The sequence below is a fragment of the Psychrobacter sp. AOP22-C1-C5 genome (assembly GCF_052378885.1).
Taxonomy (GTDB): Bacteria; Pseudomonadota; Gammaproteobacteria; order Pseudomonadales; family Moraxellaceae; genus Psychrobacter.
On record NZ_JBQSYC010000009.1, the window covers coordinates 48,622 to 75,023 of the forward strand.

Consider the following 26,402-nt stretch of genomic DNA (forward strand, 5'->3'; position numbering starts at 1 on the left):
CAAAGCTTGAACGTCATAAAATTATTACAAACAAACATTTACGTTATAATCATATTTTAAATTTTGTTACATTTATAAGAGCTATTATGACTTCTCCTCTTTCTGTAATTATCCTGGCGGCTGGTAAAGGCACACGCATGCAATCAGCCAAGCCAAAGGTGCTGCAAACGCTGGCTGGTAAATCACTGTTAGGCCACGTATTAGATACTTGTCATCGACTAACAGTTGATGAAACTATTATTGTTCATGGCTTTGGCGGTGAGCAAGTAAAGTCAGAAATCACTAATCAGTATGCGCACTCCTCGATCACATGGGTAGCACAGACGGAACAGCTAGGAACTGGCCATGCAGTCAAGGTAACGCTGTCCGATTTACCAACTGAGGGACAAAGCCTGATTCTTTATGGCGATGTACCACTGGTAAGCTGCCACACGCTAACTGCTTTAAAAACAGCAAATACGAACGGTATGTCTATGCTGACATTGACCGTTGATAACCCATTTGGGCTGGGCCGTATTAAGCGTGATCAAGCAGGTAACATTACGGCCATCATCGAGCAGAAAGATGCGGATACTGATGAGCAGGCTATTAAAGAGATCAACAGCGGTATTTACTGTGTCGATAATGCGTTATTACATAAATACTTGCCCAAGTTGTCCAATGACAATGCGCAACAAGAATACTATCTGACCGACATCGTCAAGATGGCTGTCGCGGATGGAATTACGATTGCCGCCATCGAACCTGAGCATACGTTTGAGATTGAAGGGGTCAATAACCGCCAACAGCTTGCCAGCTTAGAACGCACATGGCAAAGTAAACTTGTCGCTGACTTACAAGAAGCCGGCGTCCAGTTTGCTGACCCTACTCGCGTTGATATCCGTGGGACTTTGAGCGCTGGTCAAGATGTGTTTGTCGATGTCGGTGTGGTGTTCGAAGGTGACTGCATATTAGGGGACAACGTCTATATCGAAGCGGGCTGCATTATCAAAAACGCCAAAATTGGCAATGCGTGTCATCTCAAACCTTATTGCGTGATTGATAACGCCGAAGTGGGTGCTGGCGTCGATATCGGACCTTTTGCCCATTTGCGTCCTGAGACGGTGTTGTCTGATAATAGTAGAATCGGTAACTTTGTTGAAATAAAAAAATCGACTATTGGTCACGGCAGTAAAGTGAACCATCTTAGCTACATTGGTGATGCCACGATTGGTGCAGGCGTCAATATTGGAGCAGGTGTGATTACCTGCAATTATGATGGTATCAACAAATCGAATACTATCATCCAAGACAACGCGTTCATCGGCTCTAATTCCAGTTTGGTCGCCCCAGTGACCATTGGTGATACGGCAACGGTAGCCGCAGGTTCTGTGATTACCAAAAATGTCGATGATAAAGCCTTGGCATTTGGCCGTGCTCGGCAAACCCAAAAAGACGATTATCAAAGACCTATTAAAAAATAATGGCATCCGTAGTAGCTGAAACAGTAACAGCTATACGTGAGCAGCGTTAAGCAGTGCGACAATCTTTGTGGTGCTGCTTCATCGTTTTTATAAGTCTATGATTCTGGTCATATCCAATGTCTAATAGTTACTCATACGACTTGTTGACTAAACCATCACCATATATATAAAACTAAATTTAAGGAATAGCCATGTGCGGAATTGTAGGGGCAGTTGCTGAACGTAATATCGCCAGTATTTTACTTGAAGGTCTCAAACGTCTTGAGTACAGAGGCTACGATTCTGCGGGCTTGACCGTTATTCGAGATGGCGAGCTACATCGCGAACGTCAAGTGGGTAAAGTTCAGGCATTGGTCGATGCCGTTGCCATCAATCCCGAATTGTTTGATGGTCATACTGGCATCGCTCACACGCGCTGGGCAACTCATGGAGAACCTGCTCAGCGTAACGCTCATCCGCACGTTTCAGGCAAGATTGCTGTCGTTCATAACGGCATTGTGGAAAACTATGCTGAGCTCAAAAAAGACTTAGTGGCCAAAGGCTATGAGTTCACGTCACAGACAGATACCGAAGTTGTTGCGCATCTGATTCATGACATCTATAAGCAAACTCCTGACTTGCTAGAAGCGGTTCGCACTATTATTCCGCTACTACATGGCGCTTTTGCCTTGGGTATCGTGCATGTCGACTGCCCAGATGAGCTCATCACTGTGCGTTTGGGTTCGCCATTAGTGATTGGCGTAGGCATTGGCGAGAATTTTATTGCTTCAGATCAATTGGCACTATTGCCTGTGACGAACCGCTTTATATATCTAGAAGAAGGTGATATTGCCAAACTGACGCGCAATAGCATTAAAATCTACGCAGATGGCGTAGAAGTAAAACGTCAAATACATGAAATCGATGCCACACAGCACAACGCCGATAAAGGCGAATTTAAGCATTATATGCTCAAAGAAATCTACGAGCAGCCAGATGCAGTCGCTCGTACGATTGAGATGGCCATAGACAATGGCGAAAAGACCAAACTGCGCAATGATTTTTTGCAGCGTCATGAAGCGCAGCTGTCTGGCATTCGTAACGTACAAATTATTGCTTGCGGTACCAGCTATCATGCTGGTTTGGTCGCAAAATATTGGTTTGAGAGTCTTATCCGTGTGCCCTGTTCAGTTGAAGTGGCAAGTGAGTTCCGTTATCGCAATCCAGTCGTGGTCGATAATTCGCTAGTGATTTGTATTTCTCAATCTGGTGAGACGGCCGATACTTTATCCGCATTACGCGACACTCAAAAGCAGGCACCAGCTGGCTTAGTTAGCTTAGCGTTATGTAACGTTCCTACCTCGTCACTCGTACGTGAGACAGATATTTTCTTACCAACGCTTGCAGGCCCTGAGATTGGGGTCGCCTCTACCAAAGCCTTTACCACTCAACTTGTCGCTTTGATGCTATTGGTATTGAAAGTAGGCGCTATTCAAGAGCGTATGAATGGTGAGCAATTAACTACCCTAGTCGGTGAACTACAACGCCTGCCTGGTCAGCTATATGCAAGCTTACATCTTGATGCGCCTATTAAAGCAATGAGTGAGAGCTTTGAAGATAAGAGAAGCTGCTTGTTTTTAGGTCGTGGCTTACAATTTCCGATTGCTCTAGAAGGTGCATTAAAGCTTAAAGAAATCTCTTATATCCACGCAGAAGGCTATGCGGCAGGTGAGCTAAAACACGGGCCATTGGCGTTGGTTGATAGAGATATGCCTATCGTCGTCCTTGCACCCAAAGACAGTATGTTTGATAAGCTCAAAGCCAACATGCAAGAAGTACATGCACGTCACGGCGAGTTGTTTGTCTTTGCCAGTGAAGCCAGTCAAATGGTGGCTGAAGATCGTATGCACGTGGTGAATGTACCCGATGTCTGTGAGGTTTTAGCACCTATCGTCTATAGCATACCAGTACAACTATTGTCTTACCATGTTGCCGTTATGCGCGGTACAGACGTCGATCAGCCACGCAATTTGGCAAAATCGGTCACAGTCGAATAATTTTATCGTTTAATATTTAAAGGTATGAGCGAGTAATAAAGTATCATCCTGTTCGCTCAACTGTTGGCCCTTGCTACTGTTTAATACAGCAATAGCAAGGGTTTTTTATGACCCTTAAAAAGTAAGAAAAATGGCTTAAAGAAAAAAAGATAAAGGTTAGCTGTCCAACTATAAACATAACCCTCCTCCTAAAATCACTAACAGATAATAATCAGTTAAAGAGATAGATCATAAATTCTACTTTTCAGTTTTGGTGATGTGAATTCTAGAAAACTTTTCATTTTTTGTGGTAAGTATTTTCGAGTCTTATGAAGCAGATGTACTGGGATTTTATTAGGCTCAAACTTGTTTAATATGATTTGTAGATCCCCTTTATCTATAGCATCTTTAACCTGGTAATGTAGTTGCTGGGTTATACCCACACCATTTATTGCAGCCTTAACTGCAGAATCACTATCATCAACCGTTAGTCTTGGCAAAATGTCTATATGAGCTGTTAATCCAGAGTCAGGAAGATGGTAGCTCCAGTATGGAGTCGTCATTGCCGTATCTAATGATATGCAAGAGAGTTGAGTTAAGTCATAAGGTGATTCAATTTTAGGATGGTCAGATAAAAACGGTTGGCTTGCGCAAGTCACGATGCGCATATTGCCTACTTGAGTTGCTATCATTGTACTATCCGGTAACCTTCCTATTCTAATCGCCATATCTACGTCATCTTCGAAAAGATTGATATTTTTATCCGATAATAAGAGCTGAACGTTTATATTTGAATACAAAGACAAAAATTCAATAATAATTGGCAGCACGTATAACCTGCCAAACATAACAGGCGCTGTAATCACCAAATCTCCTCTTGGCTCTAAATACTCACCTTTTGCCTTACTTTCAGCCTCTTCAACCTGTTCTAGTATTCTCTTACAAGCTTCTATGTAGTCATATCCAGAATCTGTCAGAGACAACTTTCTAGTGGTTCTATGCAATAGACGCACGCCAAGTTGGTTTTCAAGCTCAGATATCTTTCTACTTAAGGTTGGTAATGGTACGTTCAAAATTTTGCTTGCCGCAGAAAAACTGCCAGCCTCAACGACTTTGATTAACATAGACATTGCTTGTAATCGATCCATAATTATCTCATTTATTGAAAATATCATTATCAAATTTACAGTATTATCTTTTAAATAACAAAGTGCCATACTGATTATGTCAAAATCAATATGGGAAATACCTTATGAACCCTTCATCTGATGTAAATACGCAGATTGCGCTTGCCTACGATCACGTTGGCATTAGAGTAAGTAATAGACAAGAAGCGATGACGTTTTATGAGCGTCTTGGATTCACAGAAACTTACCGCATACCTGAGGGTGAGGCTAATGAAATGATCACCTCGGCTGGCGTGCGCATTAATCTGATTTTCAATGCTGCAAAGGTAAAAGATCGAAAGAACCTGCTGCTCGATGAAACGATTAAAAGACCCGGTATCACCCATCCTGCGTTTATTATTCATGACATAAATGAATTTCAAAATTGGCTTCTTAAAGCGGGGATTAAAGTCACAGAAGGGCCTAAAAAACTAGGTCCAAGAAGAATTGCTCTATTCATTCGTGATCCAGACGGCAATGTACTCGAATTCAATCAACTACTATCTGAGGAAACAAACCATGAAACTATATGATTTAGATGTGTCAGGGAACTGTTATAAAGTCAGGCTATTTGCATCGTTTATCGATATTCCTTTAAATATTGTGCCTGTTGATTTTATGCACGGCGAACATAAAAAAGAAACTTTGCTTCAGTTAAACCCTTGGGGAGAAATACCTATTTTAGAGGATGGGAATATTGTCCTAAGAGACTCACAAGCTATATTAGTATATTTAGCCAATAAGTATGGTGGTGAAGCATGGTGGCCTAGCGAAGCACATCTGCAAGCTGATGTAATGCAATGGTTGTCTGTCGCTGCTAATGAGATAAAACATGGCCCAGGCGCAGCACGTTTGATTAAAAAGTTCGGCTCGGAAGGCGATCGAGCTCAATCTTTAGAGCGCTCATACAAAATATTAGCATTAATAGACAGTCATCTTAGCACTCACAATTGGTTGGCGGCTAACCGTCCCACTATTGCAGACTGTGCAGTTTATCCTTACATTTCAATTGCGTATGAAGGAGATGTTGTCATAGACAAGTATAGTAATATTAAGGCATGGATGAATCGTTTGGAGGAACTGCCAGGTTATATATCTATGCCTGGGAACTAACTTCATATCTATGCCTAAAAACTAACTTCGATTGCCCAAGAGTCAAAAGTAGGATTAGGCAACCATTGCGCAGTATCTGTCTATCACCTTATCGAATTATTCTTGCACAATGTACTCATAAATCATAAGGAGTAAGCAATGAATAATTTAAACAAGCAAACTTGGTTAATCACTGGAGCTACTAGAGGTTTGGGTTTTCAGGTAGCGATGGCAGCCCAACAAGCAGGAGCCAATGTAGTAGCCACTGGCAGAAATTTGCAGAAATTAGAGCAGGCGTTTGGTGATACCAAAAACATGTTACTGCTAGAATTAGACGTATGCAACGAAGCACAAGCTAAAGTTACCGCAGAGGCAGCTTTTCAAAAATTTGGTAGTATTGATGTCTTGGTCAATAATGCAGGTTTTGGCCAACTTGGCTTATTCGAAGAGGTTGAGCAGACAAACGTAAAAGTACAATTTGAAACCAATGTTTTTGGCTTAATGTCTATGTGTCGAACTGTCTTACCTGTCATGCGAGAGCAAAAGTCAGGCTTAATTTACAATATATCTTCAATAGGCGGTAGTCTAGGTTTTGAAAATGCGTCAATTTACTGTGCGGCCAAATTTGCGGTTGAAGGTTTTTCAGAGAGCTTGGCTATGGAAGTAAAGCAGTTTGGAATAGATATAACTATCGTTCAACCAGGTTTCTTCCGAACAGATTTTCTTGACCAGTCCTCAGTTCAATTTGGCACAATAGAAATTGATGATTACGCGCAATATGGAAAAGCACTAAATGATGTATATCACTCCAAAAATCAAAAGCAACCTGGCGACCCCAAAAAATTAGGACAAATGCTCGTTGAAATAGCACAGAAACCTGAACGACCAATTCGATTAGCAGCTGGGTCTGATGCGGTTGAATATTTAACTACTGCAATCAAAAAGCGTCAAAATGATTTAGAAAAGTGGGCTAGCTACTCCCATCGAACTGATATCAATGAATGAATCGCAGCTTTAGACGCTTACATATGGAGGGACGAATTTGCAAGAGACTAGTTACGGACAGATAGTACATCTCAAAGTGAATGATAAGGAAAAATCATGCATAGTATTATCACTAAAATTATTGAAAATATCACTCCCTATGTGATAAATAATGGGGTCTTTACCACTCAAATCCCTGACCTAGAGATTATTAGAAGCGACTGTCTCACCCAAGAGTTATGGACGCTCCATAAGCCTGCAGTTTGCATCGTCTTACAAGGGAAAAAACGTGTGATATTGGGACAGCAAATATTTGATTATGACCAGTCAAAATATTTGTCAGTCTCTTTTGAATTACCTCTGACTGGACAGGTAATAGAAGCTTCAAAACAAAAGCCTTATCTTTGTATAAAGCTTAATATAGACTCGTCTGCATTAGCAGAGTTAGTGATGACTACTACTGACGGTAAAGAGGTTGGAAATACCCTTTTGCCAGGACTCCAGATAGAGCAAGCAACGCATGAGATTCTCGACCCTATAATGAGATTGACTTCATTATTGAATCAGCCTGAAGACATTGAAGTTTTAGCACCGTTAATTAAACGAGAAATTTTCTATCGACTACTTTCAGGGCCTGTTGGTCATCATTTAATCGCTCAGACTTTGGGAGTTGGTAAAAGTAAACAAATAGCAAAAGCCATTGCTTGGATAAAAGAAAACGCTAATAAACCATTTAGTGCTGAGGTCGTTGCAAGAGAAGCACATTTAAGTTCGTCTGCACTCTATAAACATTTTAAACTTATAACCTTAATGAGTCCTCTTCAGTTCCAAAAGCATCTACGGTTGCAAGAAGCGCGGCGCTTGATGGCATTTGAAGGACTTGATGCAGCGACAGTAAGTAATATGGTAGGTTATGAAAGTCCTTCACAGTTTAATCGAGAGTACAGAAGAACTTATGGCGCACCACCTAAATCAGATGTGTCGGTGCTGAAAAAAGTAATAAAAATGGATTAGAGAACCTAACCTCAACTTATAGCTTTTGGAATTTTGAGACAAACAGTACTGGTAACAACTGCAAAATGAGTATTCTTATCAAATGATGGGAAAGAATAAACATAACATTGAGCCCTGAAGCAACTGAGATGACAGTGACTGTCTCGATGCCGCCTGGAGCGTATGAAAGGAAAAGTTGCGAGAATGTTATGCCTAGAATTTTTGAAAAGGTCATAGCAAAAATTACTGTGCAAATCATACCCAGACCAAAAACAACGACGCTGTCTTTGAGGCTACTTTTAAACCCTTGCAATGAGACGCCCGCGAACAAAGAGCCTATCAAGATACCCAATACAATGGTCGCACTATCAATCATTAAAGACGGCACCGCAAAACTGGCGAGTAACCCAAACTTAACTAAGGCGATGGTTGTCAACATCGACACCAATAAGTAGGGAGCCGGTATACGATAACTGACTAATAACCTGCCTAAGAGCGTATACAAAATTAACAACGTCACTAATATTATTAGCGATTCCATAGTAAAGATATGGTTTACTGCCTCTACGCCTATATACTGCGCGGGTCCAAAGAGCGTCAAAATGATCGTCAATAAAAACAATCGCACTATGTGGGTAATCATAACCTTTGGACTCACTTTAGTGATATTGAACATATCAATAACAACCGCAAGAGACCCTGGATACACGGCGAGAATTGAATCCACTTTGGACCAATTTGCTTTTTTGTGAAGCCACATAAAAGATAGAAAGGATTGCAGCATAAGGCACAGTATCATGACGATAATGCTTGTAGCAGTTACATACAGTACGTCTATCGACCAGTCTTTGAAATATAACCCAGTTGATATACCAAGAACGATTTGAACAGACGGCAGATAAAAGCGATGTGTTACCTCTTTTTTAATATAAATCACAAAAAAAAGTGACACCAAAATCCCAGCTAACAAAAAACCGTATTTTACGCCTATGACATTGAAGAAAAACCCCAGTAGAGTCGTTGCCACTATACTTATAAATGGATACATTCACACAATCCCTACAGCTCGAAAAGCACTATGACCAATCAAACTCTCGGTCTACCCTGTCATTGAACGCTAAAAACCTTTGCTTCAGCATACTTTATCCTTACCTTTGTTGGATAGTAGCATAAGTATGACAAAGGTTTAAATAAGGAGAATCTTTGTAGGGTGGTATCATTAAATGGGACGTCAACTTGGGACGATAGACTATACCATGGCATACATGAGCCACGGCATAAATGAATCGAGATATAAATAAGAGCGAGATATAAATAAGAGTGAACCAAACGAGTGTCGTTCGGTTCAGTTGCAGCTACTTCAGTAAACTTAAACCAGCGCTTTAAATAGAAAGAAAACGCTCACAACGACCAACAACCATGCAAAGCATTTTTTTAATAGTTGCGGTGATAAGGTATGAGCTGCTTTTGCACCCAGTTTGGCGGTGAAAAAACTCATAATACCAATTCCTAAAAACGCATAAATATGGACATAGCCAATCGCATTGGGCACATCTACTTGGTCATTCATCCCAAAAAGCATGAAGCCTAACGCACCTGCAATGGCAATCGGTAAACCACATGCCGCTGATGTACCAACTGCCTTTTGCATGATCACACCATAGCGGTTGAGATAAGGCACCGTTAAGCTGCCCCCGCCAATACCAAAAATGGCAGAAGCCACCCCTATCGCTGCGCCCGCCCCTAGCTGCTTAGGCGTTGAAGGAAGTGACCGGCTGGCATTTGCCTCTACTCGCTTTTGCCCACCAGTCAGCATAGTAAATGCGACCCATAGCAAAAACAGGCCAACAATGATCTGAAGATGCGTACCAGACAGCCATCCTGCAATCCCTGCGCCAAAGAAGCAGCCAAGCGCCATGCCTGGTGCTAGATTTTTAAATACAGGCCACATAACCGCGCCATTTTTATTATGCGCCATAAGCGAGCTTATCGACGTTATAATAATGGTCGCAAGTGAAGTGCCCAAAGCCAAATGCATTGTCGTGTCCGCGCTATAACCCATTTGGGTAAAGACGATATATAACAATGGCACCATGATCGTGCCACCGCCCACGCCAAAAAGCCCCGCAGCAAACCCTGCTACCGCCCCTATTATTAAAAAAGTAATTAATTCCACAAGATATTTAGTTCCACAAGATAGTTACTTCATAATTTGATGATAATGAAACCAGTCGAAAAAATATGAACAGCGATAAATAGCAATGTCAAACTTGCGCGCGCTAACGGCATGTCGTCTTTTTACTATTTTCTTACTACTCATATTTTTGAAATTGGTTAAAGTATAAGACAACTGATTTAAGCATTGACTTAAACAATTTCTACTTGCCCTACTTGATGATATGCTCGGTTAAAGTACACCAAACTCTCCTCTTGCCCGCCTTCTTGTTCAGAATGTTTGATGGCGACGACTCGGCACATAAAGACACTGTGCGTGCCGACGGTCTGAATTTGCTCAATCTCACAGTCAAAACTGACGAGCGCTTCTTCTAATATAGGCGCGCCTGTTGTTAACTGAGTCCAAGCGCCTTGTTTAAAACGCTCTTCTGAACACAACCTAGAAGCGAAGGCATTGGATATCTGTTCATGCTGTGCGCTCAATACATTGACACTCAGCACTTTATTTTCAACGAAATGAGCATGCGAGCGAGACGTCTGATTCATGCAGACCAACAAGGTTGGCGGCGTATCCGTGACGCTACACACCGCAGAGGCCGTAAATCCATGCATACCAGCGGTACCCTCTGTGGTGACCACATTGACCGCGGTTGTCAAAAGAGACATGGCATTTCTAAAGTCAGTTGCTTCACTCATCGCTTCAATCCTAGTTACTGTGCTTGTCTTTAGATTAGGTCGTCAGCTCTCGACGAACGATGGCCGCGCCTGCACTCAACGCGCTCAGTTTACCCTGTGCCACTTGGCGAGACAAGGGTGCCATACCGCAGTTGGTCGAAGGATAGAGCTTGTCGGCATCGACAAACTGTAGGGCTTTGCGCAGCGTGTTGGCCACTTCCTCAGGCGTCTCAATCGTATTGGTTGCCACATCAATGGCACCGACCATCACTTTTTTGCCGCGAATCAATTCAATCAAATCCATGGGCACGTGTGAGTTCTGGCATTCTAATGAGATGATATCAATTTTAGACTGTTGCAGCTTAGGAAATGCTTTTTCATATTGACGCCATTCTGAACCAAGCGTTTTTTTCCAATCCGTATTGGCTTTGATACCATAGCCGTAGCAAATATGTACTGCTGTTTCACATTTTAGACCTTCAAGGGCACGCTCCAAAGTCGCCACGCCCCAGTCGTTCACTTCATCAAAGAATACATTGAATGCCGGTTCATCGAATTGGATAATATCAACGCCAGCGGCCTCTAACTCTCTTGCTTCTTGATTTAAGATTTTAGCAAATTCCCACGCCAATTTTTCACGGCTTTTATAGTGACCATCGTAAAGCGTATCAATCATCGTCATCGGCCCTGGTAGCGCCCATTTGATTGGTTGATTGGTTTGTTGACGTAAGAACTTGGCATCTTCAACAAACACAGGTTTTTGACGGCTCACATCACCCACCACTGACGGTACACTTGCATCGTAACGATTGCGAATGCGCACGGTCTCTCGCTTCTCAAAATCAACGCCATCAAGGTGCTCAATAAAAGTAGTCACAAAATGCTGACGGGTCTGCTCGCCATCACTGACAATATCAATTCCTGCGTGCACTTGTTCGTGTAGGGACAGACTTAGCGCATCTTGTTTGGCTTCAATCAGTTGCTCCCCTTCTAATGCCCAAGGTGACCAGATTTTTTCAGGTTCTGCTAGCCAAGAAGGTTTTGGTAAACTGCCAGCAGTTGATGTCGGTAATAATGTATTCATGTTATCTCGTCTTTTATATTTTGGTTTTTTATAGTCAAATCAATTAAGCAGCATTTGTTTCAGTATCATGGCTTGCCGCCCATTCCTCAAGAATGTCTTGATAAGGTTTAATAAACTGCTCTTCTGTAAATTTGCCTTGCTTGACTGCTAACTGGCTACGTTCTTCGCGGTCATACACGATTTGAGTGAGCGAGTAATCTTGATACTTCAAGCTTGGTTGATACACTTGACCGGCCGTAGAATTGGCATTGTAAATTTCAGGTCGATAAATCTTTTGGAAAGTTTCCATGGTGCTGATCGCGCTGATTAGCTCAAGATCGGTGTAATCTCTCAGCAAATCGCCTGCAAAATAAAACGCTAACGGCGCGGCACTATTAGCTGGCATAAAATAGCGTACAGTTAAGCCCATTTTATGAAAATACTCATCGGTTAATGAATACTCATCTTGTTTGTATTCAACCCCCAATACAGGATGCTGATTGGTAGTGCGATGATAGGTTTTGCTGGTCGAAACACTCAGGCAAATCACAGGTTTTTTATCGAAATTGGCTTTGTATGCCTCAGAATTCAATAAGTGCTGAAACAGCTTGCCGTGTAAATCCCCAAAATCTTCTGGTGGCGCAGTGGCTGGATTTTTATTGAAATGGTCCAACAAAACGACGCTAAAATCGTAATCGCGCACATAAGATGAGAAGCTATTACCAATCATGCCATCGATACGTTTACCGTCTTTATGATCAACGATGGTTGTTTTTAACATCTCAATCACTGGAAAGGCATCACCGTTGTCTTCAATGTCCATGTCTGCTGACACGATATCAACTTCAACGGAATAACGGTCTGCGGTTGGGTTATCCCAATGCGCTAGGGCGTTAAAGCGATTGTTGATCATTCTGAGCGTTTTGCGTAAGTTGTCTTGACGCTGCTCGCCGCGAGCCAAATTAGCAAAGTTAGTCGTCAGACGCGTACTGTCTGCAGGAAGATAGTTTTCATCAAAACGGATGCTTTTAATTGAACACGTAAATTGTTTACTCATATCGATTCGCTACCTTAATCTAATCTCATGCTCTGAGATAACTCAAATTTTTTGTATGAGAGAATTATGCCTGAATCAATACATGAATAAAAACGACTTAAATTGAACTAAAGATGAATATAATTCATTTTTACAGATTTATGACAGAAAAGAGGGTTAAATAGCGGATATTTTGAAGGGCTGTTACATCGACTGTTTCTATGTCTGAATCCTATATTTATTTCAGCTTTACTTGATAGTAAATACATATTTTTTCTTATCGTATTTCCCGCCGTATGGCACTACGTTCTCAGTGTGTTTCTTTTTATTTTTATCAATGTAACTGATATAAACGGAATCTTCATGATCGGCGTAATTGAGGGTGTATCGGTAGGAGGAATTGGCGGGCAAATCACCTATAACATCGACCCTTTTAGAGCTTGTATATTTGAAGCTTACGTCAGAGACAGTATGAGGGCTTATGTTGTTTACGATAATCTTGCCTCTATCTCTGTCAAAAAATGAGCAAGACGCTAGAAAGATGCTCATCACACCTACCAAAGCTTTTTTATTAGATGTCATATTCCTTTCGTCCTTACTAAATGGCGGTTGCGAATGACAAGCTTTGATTCTCTACTATATGCTTACTCAAATAAGCTAAACAATTGTATAGATAGGATATTAGAATGACAGGATACTCATTGTGAAATGGTAGTGAAAACAATATGAAAAATAACCGATATCTTTCGTCCAAGAATAAACGCTATCATTATTTTATAAATACCATAGTCGTTAGCAGTCTATTTTTGGCGCTTACAGGTTGTCATAGTCTGATAGATGAGAGTAAGAACGACGTCAGCGTCAGATCTAAAATAGACGATAAGGACAATTTTACTGCGGCTGACGATTCTAGCTCAACAGCAGAAGGTATCTCTCAAGTGGTTGATGCCAACAACCAGTTTGCCATTGAGTTGTATCAGCAACTAAGTAAGAATCCAAATCAGTCAGACGACAACGTCTTTTTTTCACCCTACAGCTTGTCTACGGCCACGGCTATGCTCTATAACGCAGCGGAGGGAGAAACCAAATCACAAATTCAAAAGACCTTTCATTATCCTCCATCCGCTATCCTTAATCCCAATAGCGCGGCCCTATACAATCAATTTAATAAACCCAACTCAAAGTATGAGTTAAGCACTGTTAATGACTTATGGATGCAGGATGGGTTAACGCCAACTAAAGCATATGTCAACACGGTACAACGTTACTATGGCGGTCAAGTTACCAATCTTGATTTTAAAAATAGCTCTGAACCCTCACGTCAAATCATTAATAAAAAAATTGCTAAGAAAACTCAGCAGATGATCTCTGAATTATTACCAGCAAATAGTATTCAATCTGATACTGCTGTGGTATTAACCAATGCGATCTATTTTAAGGGGGATTGGAAACTGCCTTTTACAGCACAAAAGACCAGCGCTCAACCTTTTCACCACCATATGGGTAGCGCTTCTAACGTTAGAATGATGTATCAACAGTCTTATTTTGGCTATACAGAAGATCAACAGGTGCAGGTCGTGCAATTGCCTTATAAGGGAGACGACTTGTCTATGCTATTGGTATTACCCAAATCAAAAGACAAAACAGCTATGCAGCAACTCGTTGAGGAATTAAATTCCTCCCAAGTTAGTGAATGGACTGAGCAATTAGAAAATAAAGAGGTTTCTTTATATCTACCGAAGTTTAAGCTTGAAGAACGCTACCAAATGGAAACATTGCTAGCTGATATGGGAATGCCAAAAGCATTCCATAAAGCGGCTGAATTTGATTTGTTCAATGAAACCCTGCCGATAAATATTGATGAGGTTTATCATCAAGCGGTAGTCACTGTCGATGAAAAAGGAACGGAAGCAGCAGCAGCGACGGCTATTGTAGGGATGTACGTAGGGATGTCTTATCCTATTGAGTTTACAGCCGATCATCCATTTATATTTATGATTAAAGATAATAAAACCGATGCGATATTATTCTTGGGGCAAGTGAATAAGCCATCGTAAAACCTATTTTCCCATCGTATAACATAGTCTGGAATGAAGCGAACAACATCTTAAACCATATAGGCAAACAATATAAAGGTGGCGATCATATTGAATTAGGTGACGGCTTCATACCAAGTGCTACACTCTATCTATCTATCGTCCAACCCACATATCCCAGACTGTCCTGACGCTGTCCCTTTTTTGACGAATGGCTGATTTTGAACAGTAGCGTAAATACAGGTAGGGAAAGGAACAGTTTTTCTAAAATCCCTCATAAAGATGCAGACGATACCATTATTAATTAATATTAATCTCATAACTGAACTTCTCGGCCTGTCCGTATGATTCTCTATACTCAACAGGATCACCTTCTAAATTCTTAGCAATGCGGCATACCTTAACCAAGTTTTCGTGTTGCGTATTGTCTAAATAAGGATCTACGTGATCGGTTATAAAAAACAGTGTCTCTACAGCAGATGAAACAAATTGTCCGCATTTTTTATAATAGAAAGGATAAAGAAGATTCTCAAAATCTTCTGGCTCTAGACCTACAAAAGCTTGATAACGGCTTTTAGGCAACCAAATCTTTTCACTCAAAAGCACCTTATCTTCGACGATACGCACACGTTCTATATAAAGTAACGCTTCGTTTTCATTCATATCTAATTTTTTATTGATCGTATCAACCGCCTCTATTAGCATGATCTTTTTGATCACGCCAGTCGGTATGACATAGGAAGCATCTTTGTCACGGAACTTAAAAAATCTTAATAATGAACTCTCAAAATTTGGTTTTTTTAAAAAAGTTCCTCTGCCTTGCTGCTTTACTAAAACGCCATCTTCTACCAATTTTTCGACAGCTTTACGGACCGTTCCTACAGATACATTATACTTGTCTGCAAATTCCTGTTCCGTCGGCAAAGGTGTGCTTTCATTCCAATTACTTTCTGTTAGTAACGTCTGAATGTGCCAGCGTACTTGCTCATAACGCGGCATTTTAAATTTTTTAAAATTCTTTATCATTTTTTCTCACCACCATGGAAGAGCCTGTATTTATAGTCTTATTAAGCGCTGTTACAGCTCTAGAAAGTACAATACATCCGACAATCCTTATCTTAAGCGTTAAGCAAGTTTTATATGTATTAATTTAATGTTGAAGCTTATCTTAATTTTTATTGCCAATCTTATCCATTTAATATTTTCTTTTTTGCTATTATTTCATTCTTAAGCATGCTTTTAAAGTTTGTACGGTTTTTTAAGCCAGCAGATCACTGATCGATATTATCCTAATTCTCTTTAATCTATAAGAATTGATACAGGTTTTTATAGAATCATACAAGTGAGGTCAAGGAGCAGCCATGACTCTTTATATTCTAGCCGCCATTGTGCTGTCCATTCTGCTTGGCTACACCACTAAAATCAATATCGGCCTGTTTGCGATTGTATTTTCATACCTTATTGGATGTTTTGGTATGGGTCTTAGTGCTTCTGAGGTTATTAAACTATGGCCTCTCAAAATTTTCTTTGTTATTTTTGCGGTTACTCTCTTCTACAATTTTCCTCTGGCTAATGGTGCTTTAGAAAAGTTATGCAGTCATTTGATTTACAAGTGTCGGCACTTTCCAGCATTCTTGCCCCTTGCTATTTTTTTTACAGCCACAATTGTCGCAGGCTTAGGAGCCGGTTATTACACGGTATTAGCCACTATGGCTCCTATGATTTTATTGTTGTCCAAAAGAACCAACTTAAATGTCGTTATGGCTATTTTGTCAGTGAACTACGGCGCACTAGCCGGTGCCAATTTTATCACTTCACAAAGTGGCGTTATCTTTAGAGAGCTCATGCGATCCGCTGGTGTGGCCAATGATAATACCTTTACATATGCTTTAGGAATCTTTGCCGTTACCTTTTTAATGCCGGTCATTGTATTGAGCGCTTACAGCTTTATTAATGCCAAAAATAGTAAAATAGTGATCCAAAGCATATTGCCAGAGCCTTTAGACCGTAAGCAAAAGCAGTCTATTATGCTGATTTTTATTATGATGGCCATTGTACTTATTGTACCCATTCTGAATTTGCTGATGCCACAAGTACAAGCGATTCAGTTTTTGAATGCTCGGATTGATATTGGTTTTATCGCCATTTTTTTTGTTTTGGTCAGCTTGTTTTTGAAGCTGGGTGATGAAAGAACTGTGATTGCTTTGATACCTTGGAATACGCTCATTATGATTTGTGGCGTCAGCATGTTGATCAGCCTTGGGGTAGAAATAGGGGTTATTTACGAGCTGACAGAATGGCTAAGTACGAATGTACCTATCTGGATGATACCGACTTTAGTGTTTGTTATTAGTGCAATTATGTCGATATTTGCGAGTACACTTGGGGTAGTAGCGCCTACTTTATTTCCTATGGTACCAGCGTTAGCCGTTGCCTCTGGTTTAAACCCTTTACTATTGTTTGTCTGTATTGTGGTTGGTGCTCAAAGCTCATCCATTTCCCCTTTCTCATCAGGAGGCAGTCTAACGTTAGGCGCCGCTCAAGTGCATATCGATAAAGGTCGGCTTTTAAATATTTTGCTGTTTAAGGCACTGCCCCTAGATATCATTATTGGGATATTTGCAATCTTGGTTATCCAGCTCATATTTTGAAAACTATGGTAAGTTGCGCCTCAAATGCTTAAGCTAACATACCGTTTTTTAAGTAAATAAATATTCAAACTATGAATATAAAGTTTTGTTTTATAAAAATAAAATTCATACATACATACATATGTTTCTTGTCATTTTTAAAATATTCTGTTACTTTTGTACAACATTTAGCATTCTATCGTTATAGAGTTTACTCATCTGAGTTAATTGAACATGAGCATTTCATGTAATAGCTCTATGATTTTAGTTAAAATTTTATTGGCTTTTTAGTAAAACAAAACACACAAGGAGCGTCGTGTGAACAAACTATCCTATCTGGCTCTTGGCCTTTCTGCACTAACCCTCACCGCATGTAATAACGCTAACGAAACTGCTAGCGCAGGCTCAGATGAGTTTTCAGGTCCTTCACGTCCAGAATGTATCGCCCCTGCAAAACCAGGTGGTGGCTTTGACTTGACTTGTAAGCTTGCACAAGCTGGTTTAAGAGATACTGGCATCTTAACAGATCCTATGCGAGTCACTTATATGCCAGGCGGCGTCGGTGCGGTCGCTTACAACAAAGTCGTTGCCAATGACCGTGCAAACAATGATGCAATTATTGCCTTCTCTACCGGCTCTATTTTGAACTTGTCGCAAGGTAAATTTGGTAAATTCACTGAAAAAGATGTGAAATGGTTAGCAGGCGTCGGTACTGATTATGGCGCTATCGCTGTGAATGCCGATTCAGAAATCGAAACCCTCGCAGATCTTGTTGCAGAACTAAAGTCAAATCCAAAAGCAGTTAGTTTTGCGGCTGGTGGTAGTGTCGGTGGTCAGGATTGGATGCAAACAGCTATTTTGGCCAAAGCGGTTGGCGTTGACCCTAGCGACATGACTTATGTAGCGATGGAAGGCGGCGGAGAGGCGATTACAGCGGTCATGGGCAACCACGTCACTGTTGTAAGCGCAGGTTTGGCTGAAATCATGCCACAAGCCACTGCTGGCAAGCTAAAAGTATTGGCCGTATTTGCGGATGAAAGACTGGACGGCAGTATGGCTGATATTCCTACTGCAAAAGAGCAAGGCTATGATGTCACGTGGCCAGTCATGCGTGGTTATTACATGGGTCCAGATGTCAGTCCTGCTGCTTACGCTTGGTGGAAAGCGTCGTTTGATAAGATGCTTGCTGATCCAAAGTTTGCTGAATTGCGCGAACAGCAAGAGCTACTACCTTTCTCTATGACGGGTGAAGAGCTTGAAGCCTATGTTTACAAGCGTACTGGCGAGCTACGTGAGCTATCAGCTGAATATAACCTTCTTGGTGCTGAAGCCAAATAGCCTTATCAAGACCATCCTCCCTTAATGATTAAATACTAAATTTTATAGTATTTGTCAAAGGTTGACAGATGAAACATCTATCAACCTTTTTATTTTAAAATTTAAGGATTACTGCTATGACAATGGAACGTCTGTTCTCGGGGCTGATGGGGCTATTTAGTTTATTTCTAATATACTTAGCCATTGGTTACGTCGCCCCTATTGCCTATGACCCTATCGGCCCTCGACCCTATCCTATTCTGATTTTTTCAATTATGGCGCTTTTGACCTTAGTTATTGCTTTTCGTCCCGCGCGATTTACCAAAGTTATTGATTTAGGCTACAACAAGGTAGTTATTAGAAATCTTGTGTTATGTGTCAGTGCACTGTTGATCTATAGTTTGATTTTTGAGCCTTTAGGTTTTGTTGTTGCTACCATACTGATGTGTTTTGCTCTTGGTTTATTGTTCGCTGGCAATCCTATTAAAAGCCTTATCTTTTCAGTTGTGATTAGTATCGCCTTGTATGCTTTGTTTGACATGGCCTTGGATGTCATTCTGCCACTTGGAATATTATCAGGAATAATGGGATAGCTATTATGGAAACTTTTGACTTTTTAATGCACGGTTTTTCCGTAGCCACTTTGCCCAAAAACTTACTGATCGCCCTCATTGGTGCCTTTATTGGTACTGTCGTGGGTATGTTACCGGGCCTTGGTCCTATCAATGGTGTGGCGATACTATTACCTTTTGCCTTTGCTCTCGGTCTGCCACCAGAGAGTGCGCTCATCTTACTGGCGGCTGTGTATCTTGGTTGTGAATATGGTGGACGTATTTCTGCCATCTTAATCAACGTGCCAGGATCTGCTGCTGCGGTTATGACCTCACTGGATGGTAATCCTCTAGCGCTGCAAGGCAAAGCAGGTATCGCTTTGTCCATATCTGCGGTGGCCTCATTCGTTGGTTCTACTATTGCTACCCTTGGTGTGGTACTGTTTGCACCACTATTGGCTAAATGGGCGGTGTCTTTTGGACCTGCTGAATACTTTGTATTGATGGTATTTGCCATTACCTGTCTAAGCGGTTTGGTCGGTGATCAGCCTATCAAGACAGCAGTTGCAGCTATGATAGGCTTAGGTCTTGCGACCGTCGGTGTCGATGCGGTTACTGGTATTTATCGCTTTACGTTTGATTCAGTCAACCTATCCGATGGTATCCAGTTCACTACTATCGTTATTGGTTTCTTTAGTGTTAGTGAAATCTTAATACTACTTGAAAGAACCAGTACTGGTCATAAAGTAATCGAGCAAGGTAAACGTAGCTTATTTAACCTCAAAGAGCTGACCTTTACTTTCGGAGCCATGATACGTAGTGGTCTAATGGGTTTTGTCGTTGGTATTCTTCCAGGTGCAGGTGCAACGATTGCTAGTGCGATGACATACACTAGCGAACGTAAAATTGCTGGAGATAGTGGCAAATTTGGTGAAGGCGATCTTCGTGGTTTGGCATCACCAGAAGCAGCAAATAATGCTTCAGCATGTGGCTCATTTGTACCAATGTTGACCTTGGGTGTACCTGGTTCTGGTACAACGGCTGTCATGATGGGCGCGCTGACCTTGTATAACATTACACCAGGTCCACAGCTATTTACTGAACAGCCTGACATCGTTTGGGGTCTTATCGCCTCTTTGTTCATCTGTAACGTGATTTTGCTAGTAATGAACATTCCTTTAGTTGGTCTGTTTGCCAAACTACTTGATGTACCAAATTACATCTTAATACCTTCAATCGCTGCTGTTAGTTTCGTTGGTGTTTACTCTATCAACAGTACGACTTTTGATATGGTATTAATGGTAGGACTTGGAATATTTGGTTATTTTTTACGTAAGTTGAATTTCCCATTATCAGCGCTTATTCTAGGTTATGTACTAGGAGAGTTGATGGAGTCTAACCTACGCCGTGCGCTGTCTATTTCTCAAGGTGAAATGTCTATCTTGTGGGGCAGCCCAATTACTATGTCGTTATGGGTACTTGTGTTATTGATGGTATTCATGCCAATCATTCGTAAACAATATCGTAAACGCTTTAAGAAGACTGTTGTTTAACGTCTAGATACTTTGTTCTCAACATCTTTTTTGACGGTGGTTATATTCTGTGTATGACCACCGTTTATTATTCTATGGCAAGCAACTGTGCGATCCTTTAATTAACACTAACCAGATTTGATAGTTAAAAGTTTTATTAAAAGGTAGAGGGAGTTATTAGATAACTAAGCAGCTACCATCTGTATACCCCTAGTCTGCAAACACTAAATAAAAAAGCCAATATTGCTAGCATTTTTAACGCTAGCAATATTGGCTTTTTTAATATTTAAAATGTATTCAACTCTCTATTTTAAATGCTCTAGGATAATGAACCAATAGAAGTCATCTTAAAATATACTTGAAAGAATTGAGACGCTAACGCTATTAAGCATGTATTAGTATGACTGGCGAATGCCTTCTGATGAGAAAGTATGGCGCATACCGAAAATAGTAATGCTCTTATTGATTGCACAATTGTCTTCAAGTGTCTCATATATCGAAGATCTTATTCAATAATATATATACTATATTACCTTTAAAAGTAAGTATATATATTGTAACTGATATTGTTTCTCATTCACAACAAAAATTACAAATATATTTTAATAATCAAACATTTAGCGTGCAGTTCTCTAAAATATATAATACAATAAATAAACAAAAAAGATAAACGGTCTGTATCAGAGATAAACGGTTTATAGTTTGTAATGCTAAAGGTTGGGTGATCTTAGGTAAGCACCTTGATATTAGTGGACTACCAAAATATGCAATTTCCACTATTTAACAAGATATAGACACGTTATCACTTTAATGTTGTCCTACATATCAAACAAACACTATGATATTTATCTATACTCACTGGAGAATTACCATGACATTTACCAAAAAACTACTTGCCGCTACCCTACTTACCGCTGGTGGATTCGCCGCTATCTCTAGTGCAAATGCTGCTACTGATAATGGTAGCTTCGATGTCAACCTTGATGTCACAGAAATTTGTGAAGTAACTTCTGCATCAGGTACTCAAGATATTAATTTAGGTAGTCACGCCGCGGGCGTAAATGTTGCAGAGGCATCTTCTACCACTGATATCTCAGTAAACTGCTCTAACACCACTGCTTATAATATTGGCCTACTTGGTACGGGTGTTCTGACTGACATCGTATCGGGTGATAGTGTTGAATACACTCTTCTAAAATCTGCAGGTGGCGCTGTTTGGGGCAACACTGGTACAGAAGTTGGAGGTACAGGTACAGGTATGGCAGCTAACGAAGCCAAACTACATAAAGTATTTGCGTCTTTAGCCCCTGGTAGCACAAATAACCTTACAGCTGGCAGCTATACAGATACTGTTGCCGTTACTGTAACTTATTAATCTTTATGCGAAATCTTTGGTCACGCTATATCGCGAAACCTTTATTTATATCAAGCTTGCTCCTGTCATCTAGTTTGACAATGGCAAGCGGCTTGCAGGTCTCTCCGATCTCCTTAAGCTTACAAGCTCGGGAGACAGCCAGTGGTCTGACGCTCAGTAATTCTGGTAAAGATATGGTACATGCGCAAGTGCGTGTGTATCAGTGGTTGCAGGATGAACAGGGCGATCAGCTCACCCCTTCGCGAGGACTGTTGGCCAGTCCACCCATGATTGAGCTAAAACCGGGTGAAAAACAACTCATCCGCATCATCCGCGCCAAGGCACCGCCGCAAGGCACGGGCGCAGTAGAGGACGCTTATCGTATTTTGGTCAATGAAATACCGATTAAGTCTGCCAATCAAACGACAGGCTTACAATTTGCGCTGAGCTACTCTTTGCCCGTCTTTGTACAGCCGGTTGGGGTGACTAAGACCAGCCCTAAGTTGCAGTGGAGTACCCATCTGCAACCGGATGGCAAAGCGGTAAAACTCCGCGTCAGTAACAGTGGCAATGGCTATGCTAAATTATCAGGGCTTAGCTTTGTGGATACGGCAGGCAATAGTACAGTGATCAATCCAGGGCTGCTAGGGTATGTGTTACCCGGTGCGACTATGAACTGGACGCTGAAAATGCCGCCCTCTGCACTGACGGCAGGCGGTAAATTCAAGGTTATGATGAATGGCACTCAGACGACACCAGACGTCACGATGGACCCGTCCATTCGTTAAAGCAGTTTTTCTACAGTGCGTGGTGGTATCTGTCAGCCACGCTGTAGAACTGAATGGCATTGCTTCCAAAAATGTTACTCCTACAGACATTGACGACACCAAACTCTCCCAACTCAATTTAGACAATTACAGCCCTGATAATGAGGCTGGGCTAGATCTATATCTAGATGTCACGCTAAATGGCGCCAGTGCAGGCTTGACGCATTTTTACTTCCGTGAAAACGAGCTTTGGGCAAGTACCCAAATTTTACAAAAGCTTGGCTTTGTAATTCCTTCCAATACTACCGACATCGTATCGTTAAATAGCTTGCCTGACCTCAAAATTAATTATGATGCTCGCCAGCAAACGCTTAACCTTATTGCACCTTTAGCCATGCTCAATTTGGACACTACTGTTCGTAGCACACGTACCGATAAGCGTCCGCAGCCCAAAGCATCGCCCGGTATGTTGATTAACTATAATATTTATGGCACGCAAACTCAAAATAGCGCCAAAAGCCTTAGCGCTTACACAGAGCTGCGCGCGTTTAACGAGCTTGGTGTGCTTAGTTCCACTGCTTTAACCACTGCCAATCACTCGGCTAATAGTAACGATAACCGCAAAGACTGGGACAGCCGTACAGTGCGCTTGGATACCAGTTGGAGTGAATCATTTCCAGACAAACTCCTGACATTTCGTGCAGGCGATATCCTCACAGGCTCTCTGTCATGGACACGATCCACGCGTTTGGGTGGTCTACAAATTGGTACTAATTTTGATCTCCAACCATATCGGTCGACCACACCATTGCCTTCATTTTTTGGTGAAGCCACACTGCCTTCAGCAGTAGAGCTCTATGTAAACGGTCTCAAACAGTATAGTGGTGAAGTACCTGCTGGACCGTTTGAGCTCAATACAGCACCTAGCTTCAGTGGTGCGGGTACGGCTCAGCTGGTTGTCACTGATGCACTAGGGCAAAGCTCCACACTTAACTTTTCTTTATATGATGTGCATCGTTTATTACAACCTGGACTTGCTGATTGGTCAATAGAGCTTGGCGTTGTGCGTGAAAATTACGGTTTTGATTCTTTCGATTACGGTAGCGATATTGCCGCCAGTGCAACATGGCGTTACGGGGTGAACGACCACTTTACCGCAGAGACTCATGCTGAGGTCACCAGCGGTCTCAGTAATGCAGGTGTTGGTGGCACGTGGCTGCTTGGTAGCACAGGCGGTATATTGTTTGTCTCTTTAGCGGGCAGCAAGAGTCAAAATCGAAGTGGCACGCAGTATAGTGCCAACTACTCATGGAATAACAATCGCTTCAATATTGGTTTAGGTGCCACGGGTACTAATGGTGACTACCGCGATGTAGGCACGCAATATGGCTCTGCCCCTGTGCGCCGAAGTGAGCAGATCTCAACTGGTTATAGTACCCAGTCTTTTGGCCGTTTTGGTGTGAGTTATAATCAGGTAGCACAGGCCCAGCTCGGAACCACCCAATTTGCCAGTGCTTATTGGTCTAAGTCTTTTGGACGCAGGTTAAGCTTGAATGCCAACTATAATCACGATATCAATAACACCGATAATAACAGCGCCTTTGTTAGCGCCTCCTTATCATTAGATCGCAATATATCGTTAAGCAATAGCTTACAACACAACAATAATAATACCTTTTTTGCAGCTGAAGCATCGCGCTCAGCGCCAAGTGCAGGTGGTATCGGCTGGCGAACACAAGCGCGGCACAACTTAGAAGATAACAACACGGATAGAGGCGGCAGTACGAATGGTCTCGCTGAGTTAAATTACCTTGGACGCTACGGTCAAGCGCAAGCAGGTATCAGTAGCAACGGCGAAAATTACGCCAGCTACGTTAGTGCTTCAGGTGCCTTGGTACGTATGGGCGGCGGACTCTTTGCTGCGCGTCAAATCAATAATGGTTTTGCCGTAGTCTCCACAGGCGGCATCGCTAATGTGCCCGTATTATTACAAAACAGTCCTATTGGTACGACCAATAGCCGCGGTCTGTTGTTAGTGTCACCGTTAAACGCTTATCAAGACAACAAGATCGGTATTGATTCATTACAGTTGCCTGCAGATTTGCGTATCGATAAGGTGAGTATTGAAGCGACACCTACTGATCGTGCGGGCGTCCTTGTCGCTTTTGGCATCACGCCCGTGCGCTCTGCCTCTGTTATCTTAGTCGATAGAGATAATCAGCCGCTTCCTCTTGGCAGTCAAGTACGATTAGTCACGAACACAGAAGTGCCTTCGACCGTCGTTGGTTTTGATGGAGAGGTATATTTGGACACACTCGATGAGCATAATATACTTGAGGTGACGACCCCTGAGGATGGCGTTTGCACGGTGCATTTTGAGTATACTAAGCAGGGTGATGAGATTCCACTCATTGGTCCTTTCATTTGCCAAAAGGAACAACCATGATGAAATTACTGCAATGGCGTTACGGCTTATTAGTGTTGCCAGTCACGTTGTGGTTGTCTATTGATAGTGCGCAAGCGGACGTGACTTGTACAACAAGTATGAATACCAATACGGTAAACATTAGCAATACTATTACACCTGCTAACGCCAACGATGAAAGCATTACGGGCACATTGACTTATCGTTGCACCAATAGTGAGCCATCAGATAGATATGCATCGGTCTGCCTTGGCGTTAGCGATAGCGACAACAGTAATTCGTTAAATCCGCGTTATATGACTGGACCTAATTCCTCTAGATTGGCATTTACCATGACATTACCGAATGGCCAGCCTTGGGGAGATAGTCGCGACTCTGTATACCAAACGCCCTCATTCCTCATTCCTTCCAATACAACGGTTACTGACAGTGTAGTGATTAAATTCTCTTTACTGCCAGGCTTTGGCAATACTTTGGCTACCCAAGGAATCTACAGCAGTGATTTTAGTGTTAATCACAAGATACTCACGTATCAATCCAATGTTGAGCCAACACCGTTTGGGTGCGAAACAGGAGTCTATGAGCAAAATCAGTTCCCGTTTAAAGTACAAGCCACCGTCGTCAATACCTGTAAAATAAACACCACCTCTAATGTCCTCCTTGGCAGTCATCCAGCAAGTACGACTAATTTTACAGGTAGCAACAATGAGGCTATCAATATGACTTGCACCAATGGTGCTCTGTACAACATTGGATTAGCGCCATCAAATGGTGATATTAATGGTCAAGGTGTTATGACCGATACAGTAAGTAAAACTTATAAGCTACCTTACCAACTACTTTCAAACCCAACGGGTACGATATGGGGCAATAACGGTAACACCTACGCGACTTTAACCAATGGCGTTACTGGCCAAGGCAATGGTGGCGCACAAACACACACCGTCTACGTTAACGTTCCGAACTCCGATGTTAAGCCTGCCAGCTATTCTGACACAGTAACCATTAACGTAAATTATTAGTAGATTTACTGTTTTAGTTGGAAACTCGCTAGTAAGATGAAGCGCTATTGCTCACACAAAAAGGCCGAGACATAGGATTAAGTCTCGGCCTTTTTAGATGCCTTAT

Annotated in this window: 23 protein-coding genes; 15 read left to right on the plus strand and 8 right to left on the minus strand. The window is 41.7% G+C overall.

The genetic code is table 11. The annotated features are described in order from the left end of the window. Window positions 1-86 precede the first annotated feature (86 nt). Both glmU and glmS read left to right on the plus strand, forming a co-directional pair. Entirely contained in the window at window positions 87-1,463 is a 1,377-nt protein-coding gene (gene glmU / locus ACT3TH_RS11370; RefSeq protein WP_444755946.1) for a bifunctional UDP-N-acetylglucosamine diphosphorylase/glucosamine-1-phosphate N-acetyltransferase GlmU, read from the plus strand. Window positions 1,464-1,654: 191 nt separating this feature from the next. Continuing rightward, window positions 1,655-3,499: a glutamine--fructose-6-phosphate transaminase (isomerizing) gene (gene glmS / locus ACT3TH_RS11375; RefSeq protein WP_444755947.1), complete on the plus strand. Its 1,845-nt coding sequence runs from the start codon at window positions 1,655-1,657 to the stop codon at window positions 3,497-3,499. 215 nt (window positions 3,500-3,714) lie between these two features. Here glmS and ACT3TH_RS11380 read toward each other — a convergent pair whose 3' ends face one another. Then, entirely contained in the window at window positions 3,715-4,626 is a 912-nt protein-coding gene (locus tag ACT3TH_RS11380) for a LysR family transcriptional regulator (protein WP_444755948.1), read from the minus strand. 104 nt (window positions 4,627-4,730) lie between these two features. On the opposite strand from ACT3TH_RS11380, the gene ACT3TH_RS11385 reads away from it, so the two are divergent. The 4 genes from ACT3TH_RS11385 (at window position 4,731) to ACT3TH_RS11400 (ending at window position 7,734) form a co-directional block, all read left to right on the plus strand. After that, window positions 4,731-5,177, plus strand: a complete 447-nt coding sequence (locus ACT3TH_RS11385) for a VOC family protein (RefSeq protein ID WP_444755949.1) — start codon at window positions 4,731-4,733, stop codon at window positions 5,175-5,177. Next, window positions 5,164-5,757 (plus strand): glutathione S-transferase family protein, encoded by a 594-nt coding sequence (locus ACT3TH_RS11390; RefSeq protein WP_444755950.1) that lies wholly within the window; start codon window positions 5,164-5,166, stop codon window positions 5,755-5,757. The genes ACT3TH_RS11385 and ACT3TH_RS11390 overlap by 14 nt, the downstream gene beginning before the upstream one ends. A 138-nt stretch (window positions 5,758-5,895) precedes the next feature. Then, complete coding sequence (locus ACT3TH_RS11395) at window positions 5,896-6,741, plus strand: SDR family NAD(P)-dependent oxidoreductase (RefSeq protein ID WP_444755951.1); 846 nt, start codon at window positions 5,896-5,898, stop codon at window positions 6,739-6,741. Window positions 6,742-6,837: 96 nt separating this feature from the next. Further along, complete coding sequence (locus tag ACT3TH_RS11400) at window positions 6,838-7,734, plus strand: AraC family transcriptional regulator (RefSeq protein WP_444755952.1); 897 nt, start codon at window positions 6,838-6,840, stop codon at window positions 7,732-7,734. 16 nt (window positions 7,735-7,750) lie between these two features. On the opposite strand, the gene ACT3TH_RS11405 is transcribed toward ACT3TH_RS11400, so the two are convergent. From ACT3TH_RS11405 to ACT3TH_RS11430, 6 genes are all read right to left on the minus strand, one after another. Next, the gene (locus ACT3TH_RS11405) at window positions 7,751-8,761 is read right to left on the minus strand and encodes an AbrB family transcriptional regulator (protein ID WP_444755953.1); all 1,011 of its coding nucleotides are present in this window, start codon (window positions 8,759-8,761) and stop codon (window positions 7,751-7,753) included. Between the two features lie 321 nt (window positions 8,762-9,082). After that, window positions 9,083-9,889, minus strand: coding sequence for a sulfite exporter TauE/SafE family protein (locus ACT3TH_RS11410; RefSeq protein ID WP_444755954.1), 807 nt, complete (start codon window positions 9,887-9,889; stop codon window positions 9,083-9,085). A gap of 191 nt (window positions 9,890-10,080) precedes the next feature. Continuing rightward, entirely contained in the window at window positions 10,081-10,584 is a 504-nt protein-coding gene (locus ACT3TH_RS11415) for a flavin reductase (RefSeq protein ID WP_444755955.1), read from the minus strand. Between the two features lie 34 nt (window positions 10,585-10,618). Continuing rightward, a complete protein-coding gene (locus ACT3TH_RS11420; RefSeq protein WP_444755956.1) occupies window positions 10,619-11,647 on the minus strand; it encodes a methionine synthase in 1,029 nt (342 codons plus the stop codon). Between the two features lie 43 nt (window positions 11,648-11,690). After that, on the minus strand, window positions 11,691-12,683 hold the full coding sequence (locus ACT3TH_RS11425; protein ID WP_444755957.1) for a DUF1852 domain-containing protein: 993 nt from the start codon (window positions 12,681-12,683) through the stop codon (window positions 11,691-11,693). A 228-nt stretch (window positions 12,684-12,911) separates the two neighbouring features. Beyond that, window positions 12,912-13,244 (minus strand): hypothetical protein, encoded by a 333-nt coding sequence (locus ACT3TH_RS11430; protein ID WP_444755958.1) that lies wholly within the window; start codon window positions 13,242-13,244, stop codon window positions 12,912-12,914. 143 nt (window positions 13,245-13,387) lie between these two features. Here ACT3TH_RS11430 and ACT3TH_RS11435 point away from each other — a divergent pair, with 143 nt between their 5' ends. After that, window positions 13,388-14,719, plus strand: a complete 1,332-nt coding sequence (locus tag ACT3TH_RS11435) for a serpin family protein (protein WP_444755959.1) — start codon at window positions 13,388-13,390, stop codon at window positions 14,717-14,719. 279 nt (window positions 14,720-14,998) lie between these two features. On the opposite strand, the gene ACT3TH_RS11440 is transcribed toward ACT3TH_RS11435, so the two are convergent. Next, the gene (locus ACT3TH_RS11440; protein WP_444755960.1) at window positions 14,999-15,724 is read right to left on the minus strand and encodes a GntR family transcriptional regulator; all 726 of its coding nucleotides are present in this window, start codon (window positions 15,722-15,724) and stop codon (window positions 14,999-15,001) included. 335 nt (window positions 15,725-16,059) lie between these two features. Here ACT3TH_RS11440 and ACT3TH_RS11445 point away from each other — a divergent pair, with 335 nt between their 5' ends. The 8 genes from ACT3TH_RS11445 to ACT3TH_RS11480 all read left to right on the plus strand — a co-directional run bounded on the left by ACT3TH_RS11445 (window position 16,060) and on the right by ACT3TH_RS11480 (window position 26,296). Then, window positions 16,060-17,349 (plus strand): SLC13 family permease, encoded by a 1,290-nt coding sequence (locus ACT3TH_RS11445; protein ID WP_444755961.1) that lies wholly within the window; start codon window positions 16,060-16,062, stop codon window positions 17,347-17,349. A 297-nt stretch (window positions 17,350-17,646) separates the two neighbouring features. Further along, a complete protein-coding gene (locus ACT3TH_RS11450) occupies window positions 17,647-18,666 on the plus strand; it encodes a Bug family tripartite tricarboxylate transporter substrate binding protein (RefSeq protein WP_444755962.1) in 1,020 nt (339 codons plus the stop codon). Between the two features lie 116 nt (window positions 18,667-18,782). Further along, the gene (locus ACT3TH_RS11455; protein ID WP_444755963.1) at window positions 18,783-19,238 is read left to right on the plus strand and encodes a tripartite tricarboxylate transporter TctB family protein; all 456 of its coding nucleotides are present in this window, start codon (window positions 18,783-18,785) and stop codon (window positions 19,236-19,238) included. Window positions 19,239-19,243: 5 nt separating this feature from the next. Beyond that, the gene (locus ACT3TH_RS11460; protein ID WP_444755964.1) at window positions 19,244-20,749 is read left to right on the plus strand and encodes a tripartite tricarboxylate transporter permease; all 1,506 of its coding nucleotides are present in this window, start codon (window positions 19,244-19,246) and stop codon (window positions 20,747-20,749) included. Between the two features lie 850 nt (window positions 20,750-21,599). Then, window positions 21,600-22,103: a spore coat protein U domain-containing protein gene (locus tag ACT3TH_RS11465; protein WP_444755965.1), complete on the plus strand. Its 504-nt coding sequence runs from the start codon at window positions 21,600-21,602 to the stop codon at window positions 22,101-22,103. Window positions 22,104-22,195: 92 nt separating this feature from the next. After that, on the plus strand, window positions 22,196-22,870 hold the full coding sequence (locus ACT3TH_RS11470; RefSeq protein WP_444755966.1) for a fimbrial biogenesis chaperone: 675 nt from the start codon (window positions 22,196-22,198) through the stop codon (window positions 22,868-22,870). Then, on the plus strand, window positions 22,821-25,295 hold the full coding sequence (locus tag ACT3TH_RS11475; protein WP_444755967.1) for a fimbria/pilus outer membrane usher protein: 2,475 nt from the start codon (window positions 22,821-22,823) through the stop codon (window positions 25,293-25,295). The genes ACT3TH_RS11470 and ACT3TH_RS11475 overlap by 50 nt, the downstream gene beginning before the upstream one ends. After that, the gene (locus tag ACT3TH_RS11480; protein WP_444755968.1) at window positions 25,292-26,296 is read left to right on the plus strand and encodes a Csu type fimbrial protein; all 1,005 of its coding nucleotides are present in this window, start codon (window positions 25,292-25,294) and stop codon (window positions 26,294-26,296) included. The genes ACT3TH_RS11475 and ACT3TH_RS11480 overlap by 4 nt, the downstream gene beginning before the upstream one ends. Window positions 26,297-26,402: the final 106 nt, after the last annotated feature.